Source organism: Rathayibacter sp. VKM Ac-2927, assembly GCF_022815525.1.
GTDB classification, from domain to species: Bacteria; Actinomycetota; Actinomycetes; order Actinomycetales; family Microbacteriaceae; genus Rathayibacter; species Rathayibacter festucae.
Map to the genome: position 1 here is coordinate 815,189 of NZ_JALGRT010000001.1, position 14,300 is coordinate 829,488.

Genomic DNA, 14,300 nt, shown 5'->3' on the forward strand with positions numbered 1-14,300 from the left:
CCCGCGACGGAGTCGCGGGTCGGGGTCCCGGCCTTCGTCGTCTCCGGGAGAGGGTGCTTCTTCTGCGGCGGTGGCGAAGGAGGAACGGCAGTCGGCGCTGCTCCGACTGTCGTCAGGCGGGGGCTTCTCGTTCCCAGTCGAGCGCTTCAGCGAGTCGCTCGGCGTCGGGCAGGGCGGCTCGTTCTGCCGCCGGCAGAGCGTCGTACGAGTAGGTCGAGACGGCGATCGGAGAATCGGCGCGTCCCAGTGAGTATCGAACGGTGTGCTCGTTGCGGCTGCCGCAGATCAGGATCCCTACCGTCGGAGCGTGCACCGGTCTTCTGAGTCGGTCGTCGACGAGGGCGATGTAGACGCCGAGCTTGCCCGCGTACTCGGGCTGGAATCTGCCGGTCTTGAGCTCGATGACCACGTACCGGAGCTGGTCCACATGGAAGAACAGCAGGTCGAGGGAGAAGTCGTCACCGTCGACGTCGAAATGCACTTGGCGGCCGATGAACGCGAAGCCCGCGCCGAGCTCGCGGAGGGTGTCGACGATGCGATCCATGAGGGCCTGCTCGAGGTCTCGCTCCGCGGCGTCCTCGGAGAGGTCGAGGAAGTCGAACACGGAGGGGTCCTTCGCGAGCTCCCGCGCGAGGTCCGAGTCGGACAGGGTGAGTCGGTCCGTGAAGTCGGTCGGTGCCGCGCCGATCCGATCGCGGGTGCGGTTCATGATCTGGTTGGCCAGCATGTTCCGTGACCAGGCCCGCTCCACCGCCGTCTCGGCGTACCAGTCGCGTGCATCCCGTTCGTCGAGCCGGTCGAGGAGCACCGTGATATGGCCCCGGGGCAATCGTGCAACAGGCTGTTGCACGATTCCCGGCTCAGGCCAGCTGGCGGCGAATGCGCGCATGTAGAGCAGGATCCCGTCTCGCCCTCGAGACGGGCGGGGGGACATGATCGCGCAGCGTCTGTCGCCCACGCGGCAGATGCGCAGCTCCCGTTCTATCGGAGTGCCCGCGCGAAAGCGCGGCCAGCCCAGAGCGGACGGCTCTCCCCGAGAATCGCCGCGACCACAGAGCCCTGAGGCGCGAAGCCCTCTGGCGCCCGAGTCTCGGCGCGAGAGCGCGCTTCGAGCCGGAGGCGGAATTCGCGTGCCAGCGAATTCCGCTAGGCGGACGTCGGACGCTCTACGGAACCCGACCACCTGCGAGTGCCGACCGCGGCGCGCCGCCCCGCGGCGCGCGAGAAGGCACGCTGCGGGCCTTCCTTCAGCGGAGCTTCCCTACGGATGCGAGCGCTGCCCGCAGCAACGCGCCGCGCCCGCCCTCCATCTCGGCGGAGACGGCGTCGGAGCAGGCCTCGTCGGGGGTCATCCAGGTCAGTTCGAGGGCGTCCTGGCGGGGGTCGCAGGTGCCGGTGACGGGGACGACGTAGGCGAGCGAGACGGCGTGCTGCCGGTCGTCGGTGAAGGGGCCCATGCCGGGCATCGGGAAGTACTCGGCGACGTGGAAGGGCAGCGGGCTGGCCGGCAGCAGTGGGAACGCCATCGGGCCGAGGTCCTTCTCGAGGTGGCGGAAGAGCGCGTCGCGGAGGGTCTCGCCGTACATCACCCGGCCGGAGACGATGGTGCGCGTGATCTGCCCCGAGGCGGTCGCCCGGAGCAGCACCCCGACCTCGGTCACCTGGCCGAGTCCGTCGACGCGCACGGGCACCGCCTCGACGTACAGCAGCGGGAGCCGACGGCGGATCTCGGCGAGTTCATCGTCGGACAGCCACCCGGAGTTGGGATCAGGGGTACGCACGCTCATAGGGCCATTCTTACCCGACGTTCATGTCAGTCCGGTTTCGGCTCGCATCCGGCGGGCTCGGCGATGATGGTCCGATGGCTATCGACGCGAACGCAGTGCTGTGGTCCTCCTCCGCGAAGGACCGGGCCGGGCGGCCCCTCCTGGTGCTCCTGCACGGCTACGGCTCGCACGAGGGCGACCTGTTCTCGCTCGGCGCCTACCTGCCGCTGGAGCCGGTGCTCGCCTCGCTCCGGGCGCCACTGGCCCTGGACGGCGGCGCGAACGCCTGGTGGCCGCTGCGGGTCCCGCTGGATCCGGATCAGCCGCGCGCGGACCCGGTCGCGGTCGAGGCGGCGGCGCAGGGCGTCCTCGACTGGCTCGACGCGCTCGAGCACGACGGTCCCGTCGGCCTGCTCGGCTTCTCGCAGGGCGCGGCGCTGGCCGTGCAGCTGCTGCGGCGAGCCCCCGGGCGGTTCGCGTTCGCGGTGGCCCTCTCGGGCTTCGTGGTGCCGCTGCCGGAGGGCGACGCGGCTGACGAGGCCCTCGCCGAGGAGCGTCCGCCGGTGTTCTGGGGGCGCGGCACACGGGACGCCGTGATCCCGCCGGAGCTGGTCGCGGCGGCGGCGGAGTGGTTCCCGGCGCACACCGCGCTCGACGCGAGGGTCTACGAGGGCGTGGCCCACGGCGTGAGCCAGGCCGAGCTCGCCGACATCGGCACCTTCGTGCGGCTGGGCTTCGCCTGACTCCGGTGCCCCCGGACGATCACCGGCCGCCTCGGCCGCTCGTCAAGGGCTCGCCCGCGGGGCCCGCGCACGGCAATGTCGGTGGTGGCAGGGAGGATTCACGCATGCCGCACGTCCTCGATCGCTTCAGCCCCGCCACGCGGGCCTGGTTCGAGGGCGCCTTCCCCGCGCCCACGGCCGCCCAGGAGGGCGCATGGTCGGCGATCTCGAGCGGCGCGCACGCCCTCGTCGTCGCTCCGACCGGCTCGGGCAAGACGCTGTCGGCGTTCCTGTGGGCGATCGACCGGCTCGTCCAGGGCCCGCCGCCGGAGGACCCGCAGCACCGCACCCGCGTGCTCTACGTCTCGCCGCTGAAGGCGCTCGGCGTCGACGTCGAGCGCAACCTCCGCTCGCCGCTCGTCGGCGTCACGCAGACCGCGCTCCGGCTGAGTGCTGAGGGCATCGGCAGCGCGCCGTCGACGGTGACCGTCGGCGTCCGCTCCGGAGACACCCCCGCGGCCGAGCGCCGGGTGCTGCAGAAGACGCCGCCGGACATCCTGATCACCACCCCCGAGTCGCTCTACCTGATGCTCACCTCGGCCGCGCGGGAGTCGCTGCGCGGGGTCGAGACGGTCATCGTCGACGAGGTGCACGCGGTCGCCTCCACCAAGCGCGGCGCGCACCTCGCGGTCTCGCTCGAGCGGCTGGACGCGCTGCTGCCCAAGCCCGTGCAGCGCATCGGGCTCTCGGCCACGGTCCGTCCGCGCGAGGAGGTCGCGCGCTTCCTGGCCGGCCGCTCCCCCGTCACGATCGTCGCCCCGGTCTCCGAGAAGCAGTGGGACCTCAGCGTCGTCGTCCCCGTCGAGGACATGTCCGAGCTCGGCTCCACCGCCTCGCAGGACGGCTCGACGATGGGCGCCACCGGCCCGCAGAGCGGCTCGATCTGGCCGCACGTGGAGGAGTCGATCGTCGACCGCGTGCTCGCGCACACCTCCTCGATCGTCTTCGCGAACTCGCGGCGGCTGGCCGAGCGGCTGACGGCCCGGCTCAACGAGATCTACGCGGAGCGGCGCGAGGCCGAGGCCGAGCGCGCCCGCGAGGCCGGCGAGCCGGTCGCGGTCGGCGCACTCCTCGAGGGGGTCGTCGGCGCCTCGGCCCGCCGCACTCCGGCCGCCACCATGGGCGCCGCCGGAGCGACCAGCGGAACCGGTCAGGCCGCTCCCGAGGACGAGCCGCTCCTCGCCCGCGCGCACCACGGCTCGGTCAGCAAGGAGCAGCGCGCGATCATCGAGGACGACCTCAAGTCGGGCCGGCTGCGCTGCGTGGTCGCCACCTCGAGCCTCGAGCTCGGCATCGACATGGGCGCCGTCGACCTCGTCGTGCAGGTCGAGACCCCGCCGTCGGTGGCGAGCGCGCTCCAGCGCGTCGGCCGGGCGGGGCACCAGGTGGGCGAGGTCTCCCGCGGCTCGTTCTATCCCAAGCACCGGGCCGACCTGCTGCACTCCGCCGTCACCACCGAGCGGATGCGCGCCGGCCTGATCGAGGCGATCATGGTGCCGGCCAACCCGCTCGACATCCTCGCGCAGCAGACGGTCGCCGCCACGGCGCTGGAGTCGCTCGACGTCGACGAGTGGTTCGACACCGTCCGCCGCAGCGCCCCCTTCGTGGCCCTGCCGCGCTCGGCCTACGAGGCGACGCTCGACCTGCTCTCCGGCCGCTATCCCTCCGACCAGTTCGCGGAGCTGCGGCCCCGCGTCGTCTGGGACCGCGACGAGAACACCCTCACCGGCCGGCCCGGAGCGCAGCGCCTCGCGGTGACCAGCGGCGGGACGATCCCCGACCGCGGGCTGTTCGGCGTCTTCATGGTCGGCGAGCCCGGCTCGACCGGCAACCGGGTCGGCGAGCTCGACGAGGAGATGGTCTACGAGTCGCGCGTCGGCGACGTCTTCGCGCTCGGCGCGACCAGCTGGCGGATCCAGGAGATCACCTACGACCGCGTCATCGTCACGCCCGCCTTCGGCGAGCCGGGACGCCTGCCGTTCTGGAAGGGCGACTCGCAGGGCCGGCCGGCCGAGCTCGGCGAGGCGATCGGCGCCTTCACCCGCGAGATCGGCGGCGCCGCGGTCGAGACCGCCCGCGAGCGCTGCACCGCCGCGGGCCTGGATGAGTACGCGACCAACAACCTGCTCTCTTTCCTCGACGAGCAGCGGCTGGCCACCGGCCGCATCCCGGACGACCGCACGCTCGTGCTCGAGCGCTTCCGCGACGAGCTCGGCGACTGGCGGCTGGTCCTGCACTCGCCCTACGGGATGCAGGTGCACTCCCCCTGGGCCCTCGCCATCGGCGCGCGGGTCCGCGAGCGGCACGGGGTCGACGGCGCCGCGATGGCGGGCGACGACGGCATCGTCGTCCGGATCCCCGACACCGAGTCGGAGCCGCCCGGTGCCGAGCTCTTCCTCTTCGACCGCGACGAGCTCGAGCAGCTGGTGACCAGCGAGGTCGGCGGCTCCGCGCTCTTCGCCGCCCGGTTCCGCGAGTGCGCGGCGCGGGCCCTGCTGCTCCCCCGCTACAACCCGGGCAAGCGCTCGCCGCTCTGGCAGCAGCGCCAGCGCGCCGCTCAGCTGCTCGACGTGGCCCGCACCTACCCGACCTTCCCGATCATCCTCGAGACGGTGCGCGAGTGCCTCCAGGACGTCTACGACCTGCCCGCGCTGCTGCGCCTCGCCGCGCGGCTCGACGGCCGGGAGCTGCAGATCCTCGAGGTCGAGACGCCGACGGCGAGCCCGTTCGCCCGCTCGATGCTGTTCGGCTACGTCGCCGCGTTCATGTACGAGGGCGACAGCCCGCTCGCCGAGCGCCGCGCGGCCGCGCTCTCGGTCGACGCGACGCTCCTCGGCGAGCTGCTGGGCCGCGCCGAGCTGCGCGAGCTGCTCGACCCGCTCGTGCTCGCGCAGATCGAGCGCGAGCTGCAGCGGGTCGAGCCGGAGCGGCGCCTGCGCGGCCTCGAGGGTGCGGCGGACCTGCTCCGCCTGCTCGGCCCGCTGACGATCGACGAGCTCGGCGAGCGGCTGGTCGACGAATCGGTGACGTCGGCCGACGTCGCGAAGGCCGCGCCGATCGCGCGCGAGACGCTCGAGGCGATCGTCGCCGAGCTGGTCCGCGCCAAGCGCGTCCTGCCGGTCGGCCTCGCGGGCGAGCAGCGCTACGCCGCGATGGAGGACGCCTCGCGCCTGCGCGACGCCCTCGGCGTGCCGCTGCCCATCGGCGTCCCCGTCGCCTTCATCGACCCGGTGCGCGACCCGCTCGGCGACCTCGTCGCCCGCTACGCCCGCACCCACGGCCCGTTCACCGCCGTCGCGGTCGCCGAGCGGCTCGGCCTCGGCGTCGCGGTCGTCAACGACACCCTCCGTCGGCTCTCCGGCGAGCGGCGCGTCTCCGAGGGCGAGTTCCGCCCGAACGGCACCGGCTCGGAGTGGTGCGACAGCGAGGTGCTGCGGCGCCTGCGCAGCCGCTCGCTCGCCGCGCTGCGCAAGGAGGTCGAGCCGGTCGACGCCGCCGCCTACGGCCGCTTCCTGCCGGCCTGGCAGCACCTCGGCGGCTCGCTGCGCGGCATCGACGGCGTCGCCTCCGTCATCGACCAGCTCGCGGGTGCGCCCATCCCCGCCTCGGCCTGGGAGTCGCTGATCCTCCCCGCGCGGGTGCGCGACTACTCGCCCGCCATGCTCGACGAGCTGACGGCCACCGGCGAGGTCCTCTGGGCCGGCGCCGGCACCCTCCCCGGCAACGACGGCTGGGTGAGCCTGCACCTCGCCGACACCGCCGGACTCACGCTGCCCGTCCCCGCGGCCGAGGCGGTGCCGCTCGGGGAGCTGCAGCAGGAGATCGTCGGCGTGCTCGGCTCCGGCGGCGGCTACTTCTTCCGGCAGCTCTCCGACGCGGTCGGCTCCACCGACGACAAGACGCTGGTCGAGGCGCTGTGGGAGCTGGTCTGGGCGGGCCTGCTCACGAACGACACGCTCGCTCCGCTGCGCACCCTCGTCGGCTCCACCGGGGGCGCGCACCGGCAGCCGCGCGCCCCCGCCCGCGCCAGGGCGCCACGCGGCCGGATGACCGCCAGGCCCACCATGGCGACCCGCGTCGGCCCGCCCACCGCGGGCGGCCGCTGGTCGATCGTGCCGCTGGCGGAGTCGGACGCGACGATCCGCGGGCACGCGCTCGGCGAGACGCTGCTCGAGCGCTACGGCATCGTCACCCGCGGCTCCGTCCAGGCGGAGGGGGTGCTCGGCGGCTTCGCGCTCGCCTACAAGGTGCTCAGCGGCTTCGAGCAGCAGGGCCGCGCCCGCCGCGGCTACTTCATCGAGAAGCTCGGCGCCGCGCAGTTCGGCACGGCGGGCAGCGTCGACCGGCTGCGCACCTTCGCGCCGCAGGACGAGGCCCAGCAGCGCGCCCGGCCCGTCTTCGCGCTGGCCGCGACCGACCCGGCGAACCCGTTCGGCGCGGCACTGCCGTGGCCGCAGGGCGAGGGCCACCGGCCCGGTCGCAAGGCGGGCGCTCTGGTCGCCGTCGTCGACGGCGAGCTCGCCGTCTACCTCGAGCGCGGCGGCAAGACCGCGCTCACCTTCTCCTCCGACGAGACCGTCCTCGCGGATGCGGCCGGAGCGCTCGCGCAGCTGGTCCGCTCCCGCGGGGTCGAGAAGCTCACCGTCGAGAAGATCGACGGCGTCTTCGCCCTGGGCACGCCCTTCGGCGACGCCCTGACCGCCGCCGGGTTCGTCGCGAACCCGCGCGGCCTGAGGCTGCGCGCGTGAGCGCCGGCCGCCTCGAGAGGAGCGCCCGTGCCCGAGGGTGACACCGTCTACCGCTCCGCCCACAACCTCGCCGACGCCCTCGACGGCCAGGTGCTGACCCGCTGCGACGTCCGGGTGCCGAAGTTCGCGACGGTCGACCTGACCGGCGAGACCATCGACTCGGTCGTCCCGCGCGGCAAGCATCTGCTGATGCGCATCGGCGACGCGGTGATCCACTCGCACCTCAAGATGGAGGGCAGCTGGCACCTCTACTCGCTGACCGGCGACCGGCCGAAGTGGCACCGCCCCGCCTTCCAGGCGCGCATCGTGCTCGAGACGGACGAGTGGCAGGCCGTCGGCTTCGAACTCGGCCTGCTCGAGATCGTGCCGCGCGCCGCGGAGGAGGACGTCGTCGGCTACCTCGGCCCCGACCTGCTCGGTGCGGACTGGGACGCCGACGAGGCGCTGCGGCGCCTCACCGCCGACCCGGAGCGGCCGATCGGCCTGGCGCTGCTCGACCAGCGGATCATGGCCGGGCTCGGCAACGTCTACCGGGCCGAGCTCTGCTTCCTCCGCGGCGTGCTGCCCACGCGCCCGGTCGGCGAGAGCGGCGACCTGGTGCGCACGATCGCGCTCGCGAAGAAGCTGATCACCGTGAACCGCGAGCGCATCGAGCGCACGACGACCGGCAACCTCCGCCCCGGCCAGCAGCTCTGGGTCTACGGCCGCGACCGCAAGCCGTGTCGGCGCTGCGGCACCGCGATCCGCCGCGGCGAGCTCGGTGACGACGAGCTGCAGCTGCGGGTCACCTACTGGTGTCCGCGCTGCCAGACCTGACGCCCGGCGCTGTCGCGCTGCGTGCCCGCTATTCCTCGACGGCGGCCGAGCGGTGCCCGGGGACGTGCTTGACGTGCAGGGCGACGTCGCTGAGCCGCTCGATCCGGTCGACGTGGCGGGCGGCGCTCGCGTCCTCGGCGACGATCCAACTGCCGACGAGCAGGTAGGGGTCGCGGCCGCCGGCGGTGAGCGGCCCGGTCACGGTGAAGGAGCCGATCGTCGGCGTCGAGAAGGTCACCCGCACCGGGTCTCCGTGGGCGAGCCCGTCGACGGACCGGTTCCCGTCGGCTCCCGCGTCCGGCTCGGGTGCGAGCGCGATGCTCTGGATCTCGGTCCCCGTGTTGAGGAAGACGTCGGCGACGACGAGCTCGCCGCCGACCGCCTGCCGGACGACGCCCTCGATGCCGTAGAGCCCGTAGCGCGGCGAGCGGACGAGCACCCGCACCGAGTCGCCGATCGAGACCTCCGCGAGGGCCCCGCGGATCGACGCGACGTCCCGCCGGGCGGGAGCTGCGGACAGGGCCTCGAGGATCGCACTGGACATCCCGCCAGGCTAGCCGGTCGAGCGAGAAAGATGCGCTGAGACGAGTGCTGCACGACCCTCGACGATGCAGGCACCGGAGGAGCAGAGGGCTATCGGCCCGCGGGGAAGCGGGCTCTCGAGGAGTGCGGAGACGGTGGGATTTGAACCCACGGAACCCAATAAAGGGTTCTCCACCTTAGCAGGGTGGTGCACTCGACCGGACTATGCGACGTCTCCTGAGCGCCCGCCAGGCGAACGCACGACGACCACTATAACCGCACCCGGGAGCCGGGCGTGACACCCGGCGCTGCGGCGCTACTGCTCGTCGAGGGTGCGTCCGACGGTGCAGGTCTGCTGGTCGGCGGTCTGACCGGTGACGTCGCTCGGGAGGGCGACGGCGGTCTCGCCCGGAGCCGGCGTCGCCGGGTCCGCGGTCGCAGCGGGGTCGGAGGTGGCCGGATCCGAGGGAGCCGCCGAGCCGGTCGCGGCGGGCGTCGACCCGTCGGCCGACTCCGAGCCGCCGCCGGTGGTGCCGGTGAGGGCGATCGGCTGGTCGGCCAGGAGGGCGGCGTTCAGCGTCGCCGACGCCTCCTCGCTCGGGTAGACGCCGTCGCCGTCGATGTAGGTCGGGTACTGGACGAAGACGACGCTGGCGAGGTCCACGTCCTTCACCGCGAGGCCGATCGACACGAGGGTGTTGACGTTCTCGAGCGACGTGGAGAGCTGCATGTTCGAGACGGCCGCCTTGCCGAGGCCGTAGAGGGCGACGGGGTTCGAGAGCGTCGAGGCGTCCTTCACCTTGCGCACCAGCGACGACAGGTACACCTGCTGGCTGGAGATGCGGGTGAGGTCGCTGCCGTCGCCGACGCCGTGCCGGGAGCGCAGGAAGGCGAGCGCCTCCGCGCCCACCAGCGTGTGCGTGCCGGCGGTGAGGTTCAGACCGGTGTACTCGTCCTCGATCGGGGTGGCGACGCAGACGTCGACTCCGCCCACCGCGTTCGACATCTCGATCACGCCGTCGAACTGGATCAGCGCTGCGTAGGGGATGTCGAGGCCGGTGAGCTGCTCCACGGTCTGCACGGTGCAGGCGAGCCCGCCGTAGCTGAGCGACGTGTTGATCTTGGCGGAGCGCAGCGCGTCCGAGACGGTGCCGGTCGCCGGGTCGGTGCAGGACGGGATCGGCACGTACATGTCGCGGGGGAAGCTGATCACCTCGACCGTGGAGTGGTCCTCGGAGATGTGCATCAGCATCGTGACGTCGTTGAGGTTCTCGGAGCGGTCGCCGTACGCGCCCGCCGCGGAGCCCTCGGCGCTGTCGCTGCCCGCGAGCAGGATGTTGACGCCGCCCTCGATCGCGCCGATCTCCGGGACGGCGGAGCCGGCGTCGGTCGAGCCGATGCCGAGGTCGACGGAGGGACGCGCGCTGCCCGCGATCATCGAGAGGGCGATCACCACGATCGAGATCGTGCTGAGCACGCCGACGCCGACGCAGGCCGCGAGGATCCGCCCGGCGAACCGGAGGCCGCTGTGCGGCCGCAGCCGCCCGTGACGGGCCGCTGTCCGGCGCGAGACGACGGGGTCGGTCATCGGATCCGCCTCCGGCGTCAGCCGAAGAACCCGACCGAGCAGGTCTGCTGATCGGCGGGTTGGCCGGTGATGGCCTCCGGCAGCTCGACCGGTGCGCCGGCCGCGGGCGTGCCGGGCGCGGCGGTCGCGCCGGGAGTGGCCTCCGCGGTCGCGAGCGGGTCGGTCGTGGCGGGGCCGGCGGCGGGGGCCTCGGTCGCCGCCGGGGACGCGGGCTCACCCGTGGTCGTCGCGCCGGCACCGGTGCCGCCGGTGAGGGCGATCGGCTGGTCCGTCTGCAGGGCGGTGGCGAGCACGTCGCCCGCGGTGCGGTCGGGGACGACGCCGCCGGACACCGAGCCGGTCGGGTACTGCGCGAACACCACGTTCGCGATGTCGACGTCCTTCAGCGCGAGGCCCATCTGCACGAGGGTGTTCACGTTGTTCAGCTCGTCCGAGAGCGTCATGTTGCCCAGGGCGGCCTTGGCGAGTCCGTAGAGCGCGACCGGGTTGAGCAGCGTGTCGGCGCTCTTGACCTGGCGGACCAGCGAGGAGAGGAAGACCTGCTGGTTGCTGATCCGGGTCAGGTCGCTGCCGTCGCCGATGCCGTGCCGGCTGCGGAGGAACTGCAGCGCGGCCATGCCCTCGAGCGAGTGCACGCCCGGCTCGAGATAGGTGTTGGTGTACGGGTCGGCGATCTCGGTCGCGACGCAGACGTCGACTCCGCCGATCGCGTTCGACATCTCGATGACGCCGTTGAACTGCACGACCGCGCCGTAGTCGACCCGGACGCCGAGCAGTTCCTCCGCGACGCCGGCGACGCAGCCGAGGCTGACGTCCTTGCCCATCGCCTCGTTGATCTTGGTGTCGTAGCGGGCGGGGATGGTCTCCCCCGTCACCGCATTGACGCAGGACGGGATGTCGACGTACATGTCGCGGGGGAAGCTGACGACGGTCGCGTTGCTGTGGTCGGCCGAGACGTGCATCAGCATGTTGACGTCGTTGAGGACGCTGGTCTCCTCGTCCGGGTCGCCGTAGGCGTCGCCCTGACCCTGGCGCGAATCGCTGCCGACGACGAGGACGTTGAAGCCGCCCTCGAGGGCGCCGATCTCGGGGACCGAGCCGGCCGCGACCTCGGAGCCCGCCGCGATCGGGTGCAGGCTGACGGACGGCTGGGCGGACTGCACGAGCAGCGTCGCGGCGATCGCGACGATCGAGATCGAGGCGACGATGCCCACTCCCGAGACGGTCGCAGCGGCCTTGACGAGGGTCCGCGGCAGGCTGTGGCGCTTCTGCCGTCCGTGCCGGACGTGGGGTCGCGGCGTGCGCGCCGACTCGTCCGCGGCGGAGTGGTCCGTCGAAGGGCGCGTCGTGCGCATCCGTCTCCCGTTCGTCTGTGGGCTGGGGCTGGTGGGGCTGGGGTGTGGAGCTGAGGGCGGGCCTGGGACCCGCGGGCGCGGAGGAGGGGACTCCCACCGCGTCGGGACATAGTACCCAGAGCGCTCCGGAAAGCCATCCGTCGCCCGGAATTCGCGCCGGAGGGCAGGGGCGGCCGCGCCAGACGGCCACCCGCCCCGCGCTCAGCCCTGCTGCTCGACGACGCTGATCGCCCAGACCACCCCGAAGCGGTCGGTGAGCATGCCGAAGCCGGCCGACCATGCCGACGCTGCGAGTGGCTCGACGACGCTCGCTCCGTCGACGAGCGCGTCCCAGTGGCCGGTCGCCTCCTCGAGGGTCTCGGCCTGCAGGGCCAGGAAGAAGGGACGGTCGGTGATCGTCGTGCCGTTCTCGCGGCGCGCGGCTCCCGCCTGCAGGTCCGCCTCGCTCGAGGGGACGTCGTACGCCATCACGGTGAAGCCGCCCGCGCCGACGACCTGGCCGTGGACGACGCGATCGGTGTCGGGGAGTCCCGCCGGCATCCCGAAGTCGCCGTACGTCCGGACGACGGCCTGGCCGCCGAAGACGGCGGCGTAGTACTCGAGGGCGGCGCGGGCCTCTCCGCTGAAGTTGAGGTGGGCGACGACTGCTGCGGTCATGGTGTGCTCCTTCGCTGCGCGGTGGTGGGGCCGCGGTTCTCCCCGTTCCTCCGGGGCTGACACCACGATCTCGTCGGTACCGGCCAGGGAACGTCCGCTCCGCGCGCGAGGATCGTTCCATGCCCTCCTCCTCGTCGCCCTCCACCTCCAAGCGGCTGCTCGCCCTCCTGTCGCTGCTGCAGTCGAGCCGCGACTGGTCCGCTCCGGTGCTGGCGGAGCGGCTGGAGGTGAGCGAGCGCACCGTCCGGCGCGACGTCGAGCGCCTGCGCGAGCTCGACTACGTGATCGAGACCACGCGCGGCCCCGACGGCGGCTACCGCCTGGCCGCCGGCACGGAGCTGCCGCCGCTGCTCTTCGACGACGAGCAGGCCGTCGTGATCGCCCTGGCGCTGCGGACCGCCGGCACCCTCGGCACGGACCTGGACGAGGCGGCCGAGCGGGCGCTCCTGACGATCCGCCGACTGCTGCCGACCCGCCTCGCGCACCGGATCGACGGGCTCGCGGCGAGCGCCGGCACCGCGACCCGCCCGGCCGAGGCGCGCGCCGACGCCGGCGTGCTGCTGCGCATCGGCGACGCGATCCGGGACGCGCTGACCCTCCGCTTCGACTACGACTCCCCCGCAGGACCGGCCGACGCCGAACCCGCCGCCCGCACGACCGAGCCGCACCACCTCGTCCTCGCCGGCGGCCGCTGGTACCTGATCGGCTGGACTCCCGAGCGCGACGACTGGCGCACCTACCGGGTCGACCGGATCCGGCTCCGCAGTCACACCGGCGCCGCCTTCACCCCGCGGACGGTGCCCGGCGGTGATCCCGCGGCGTTCCTCTCCGCTCGCTTCAAGGGCTCGACCGGAGCGGACACCTGGCCGTGCCGGGGCTCGGCGATCCTGGACGCCGACGCCGTGCAGATCGCCCCGTACCTCGGCGACGGCACGCTGAGCGTCGAGCCGGACGGCCGCTGCCGGATCCGCGTCGGCTCCTGGTCCTGGCCCGGCGTCGCCGCGTCGATCGCCCGCTTCGACGCGCCGATCACCGATGTGGAGCCGGTCGAGCTCCGCGCGGCGTTCGCCCGCCTGGCCGCGCGAGCAGTGGACGCCGCGCGCCCGGGCGACGACACCGGCTGACCGACGCGCCGACGCCCGGGCTCAGGGCCGCAGCGTCCGCCGGAGGAACCGCACCTGATCCTCGAGGCTGGCCTGCGACACGGCGGCGTCCGGCACCAGCTGATCGAAGACGTGGTACGTGCCGGCCCAGAGCCGCAGATCGACGGGGACCCGGTCCTCGAGGAGCCGCGCTCCGAATCGGAGCGCCTCGTCGCGCAGGGGATCGAGCTCGGCGGCCAGGAGATAGGTCTCGGGCAGTCCGATCAGCGACTCCCGTCGCGCCGGTGCCGCGTACTCGTCGGCCGGCGCACCGGCGAGGTAGAGCCGCCACATGACCGCGGCGTTGCGGTTGTCCCAGACCGGCGTGGCGTCGAACTCCCGCATCGACGTGCTGTGCAGGCGGTCGTCCAGCACGGGGAACAGCAGCAGCTGCGCCCGCGGCACCCGCTCCCCCTCGTCGAGGGCGAGCATGCTCACTCCCGCCGCCAGTGCGCCGCCGGCGCTGACGCCGGCGACCGCGATCCGGGCGGGATCGATCCCGAGCTCGGCCGCTCGCTCGATCATCCACCGGAGCACCGCCCGGCAGTCGCGGAGGCCGTGCGGATACGCGTGCTTCGGCGCGAGACGGTAGTCGACCGAGACGACGAGGCAGCCCGCGTCCCCCGCGTAGCGCAGGCAGCGGGCGTTCTCGGAGAGGGTGTCCCCCGCGACGAAGGCGCCGCCGTGCAGGAAGAGCAGCGCGGACCCGACGGACGCCGACGGGCGATAGAGCCGGAGGCCGATGTCGTGTCCGTCGAGGCGCACCGAGCGCGACTCGATCGCGACGGACCCGCCGAACTCCACCTCGGCGGACGACGGCTGCATCGTCGACGAGCCCATCAGTCGCCGGGTGCCCTCGACGTCGTTCAGATCGGGCCGGAGCATCAGCTCGGTGGCGGCGGCGAGCTCAGCGTCCACGGCGGC

Annotated in this window: 11 protein-coding genes and 1 tRNA gene; 4 read left to right on the plus strand and 8 right to left on the minus strand. The window is 73.3% G+C overall.

Going from position 1 to position 14,300, the window contains the following annotated elements; translation table 11 throughout:
* Positions 1–112: 112 nt before the first annotated feature.
* Both MT353_RS03885 and MT353_RS03890 read right to left on the minus strand, forming a co-directional pair.
* Positions 113–889: a PDDEXK nuclease domain-containing protein gene (locus MT353_RS03885; protein ID WP_308197503.1), complete on the minus strand. Its 777-nt coding sequence runs from the start codon at positions 887–889 to the stop codon at positions 113–115.
* A 358-nt stretch (positions 890–1,247) separates the two neighbouring features.
* On the minus strand, positions 1,248–1,787 hold the full coding sequence (locus MT353_RS03890) for an NUDIX hydrolase family protein (RefSeq protein ID WP_123445016.1): 540 nt from the start codon (positions 1,785–1,787) through the stop codon (positions 1,248–1,250).
* A 74-nt stretch (positions 1,788–1,861) separates the two neighbouring features.
* Between MT353_RS03890 and MT353_RS03895 the strand changes: the two genes are divergently transcribed.
* From MT353_RS03895 to MT353_RS03905, 3 genes are all read left to right on the plus strand, one after another.
* On the plus strand, positions 1,862–2,509 hold the full coding sequence (locus MT353_RS03895) for an alpha/beta hydrolase (RefSeq protein WP_243623627.1): 648 nt from the start codon (positions 1,862–1,864) through the stop codon (positions 2,507–2,509).
* A 104-nt stretch (positions 2,510–2,613) separates the two neighbouring features.
* Positions 2,614–7,296, plus strand: coding sequence for an ATP-dependent helicase (locus MT353_RS03900; RefSeq protein ID WP_159423422.1), 4,683 nt, complete (start codon positions 2,614–2,616; stop codon positions 7,294–7,296).
* Positions 7,297–7,323: 27 nt separating this feature from the next.
* Positions 7,324–8,112, plus strand: a complete 789-nt coding sequence (locus MT353_RS03905) for a DNA-formamidopyrimidine glycosylase family protein (protein WP_123445013.1) — start codon at positions 7,324–7,326, stop codon at positions 8,110–8,112.
* A 28-nt stretch (positions 8,113–8,140) separates the two neighbouring features.
* Here the strand turns inward: MT353_RS03905 and MT353_RS03910 are convergent, their stop codons facing one another.
* From MT353_RS03910 to MT353_RS03930, 5 genes are all read right to left on the minus strand, one after another.
* Positions 8,141–8,656, minus strand: a complete 516-nt coding sequence (locus tag MT353_RS03910) for a hypothetical protein (protein ID WP_243623628.1) — start codon at positions 8,654–8,656, stop codon at positions 8,141–8,143.
* 125 nt (positions 8,657–8,781) lie between these two features.
* Positions 8,782–8,872, minus strand: a tRNA-Ser gene (locus MT353_RS03915).
* 78 nt (positions 8,873–8,950) lie between these two features.
* Entirely contained in the window at positions 8,951–10,222 is a 1,272-nt protein-coding gene (locus MT353_RS03920) for an LCP family protein (protein ID WP_243623629.1), read from the minus strand.
* Between the two features lie 17 nt (positions 10,223–10,239).
* Positions 10,240–11,577: an LCP family protein gene (locus MT353_RS03925; protein ID WP_243600538.1), complete on the minus strand. Its 1,338-nt coding sequence runs from the start codon at positions 11,575–11,577 to the stop codon at positions 10,240–10,242.
* A 201-nt stretch (positions 11,578–11,778) separates the two neighbouring features.
* Positions 11,779–12,234: a VOC family protein gene (locus tag MT353_RS03930; protein WP_243623630.1), complete on the minus strand. Its 456-nt coding sequence runs from the start codon at positions 12,232–12,234 to the stop codon at positions 11,779–11,781.
* A 119-nt stretch (positions 12,235–12,353) separates the two neighbouring features.
* Between MT353_RS03930 and MT353_RS03935 the strand changes: the two genes are divergently transcribed.
* Positions 12,354–13,358 (plus strand): YafY family protein, encoded by a 1,005-nt coding sequence (locus MT353_RS03935; RefSeq protein WP_243623631.1) that lies wholly within the window; start codon positions 12,354–12,356, stop codon positions 13,356–13,358.
* 21 nt (positions 13,359–13,379) lie between these two features.
* On the opposite strand, the gene MT353_RS03940 is transcribed toward MT353_RS03935, so the two are convergent.
* A complete protein-coding gene (locus MT353_RS03940) occupies positions 13,380–14,294 on the minus strand; it encodes an alpha/beta hydrolase (RefSeq protein WP_243623632.1) in 915 nt (304 codons plus the stop codon).
* Positions 14,295–14,300: the final 6 nt, after the last annotated feature.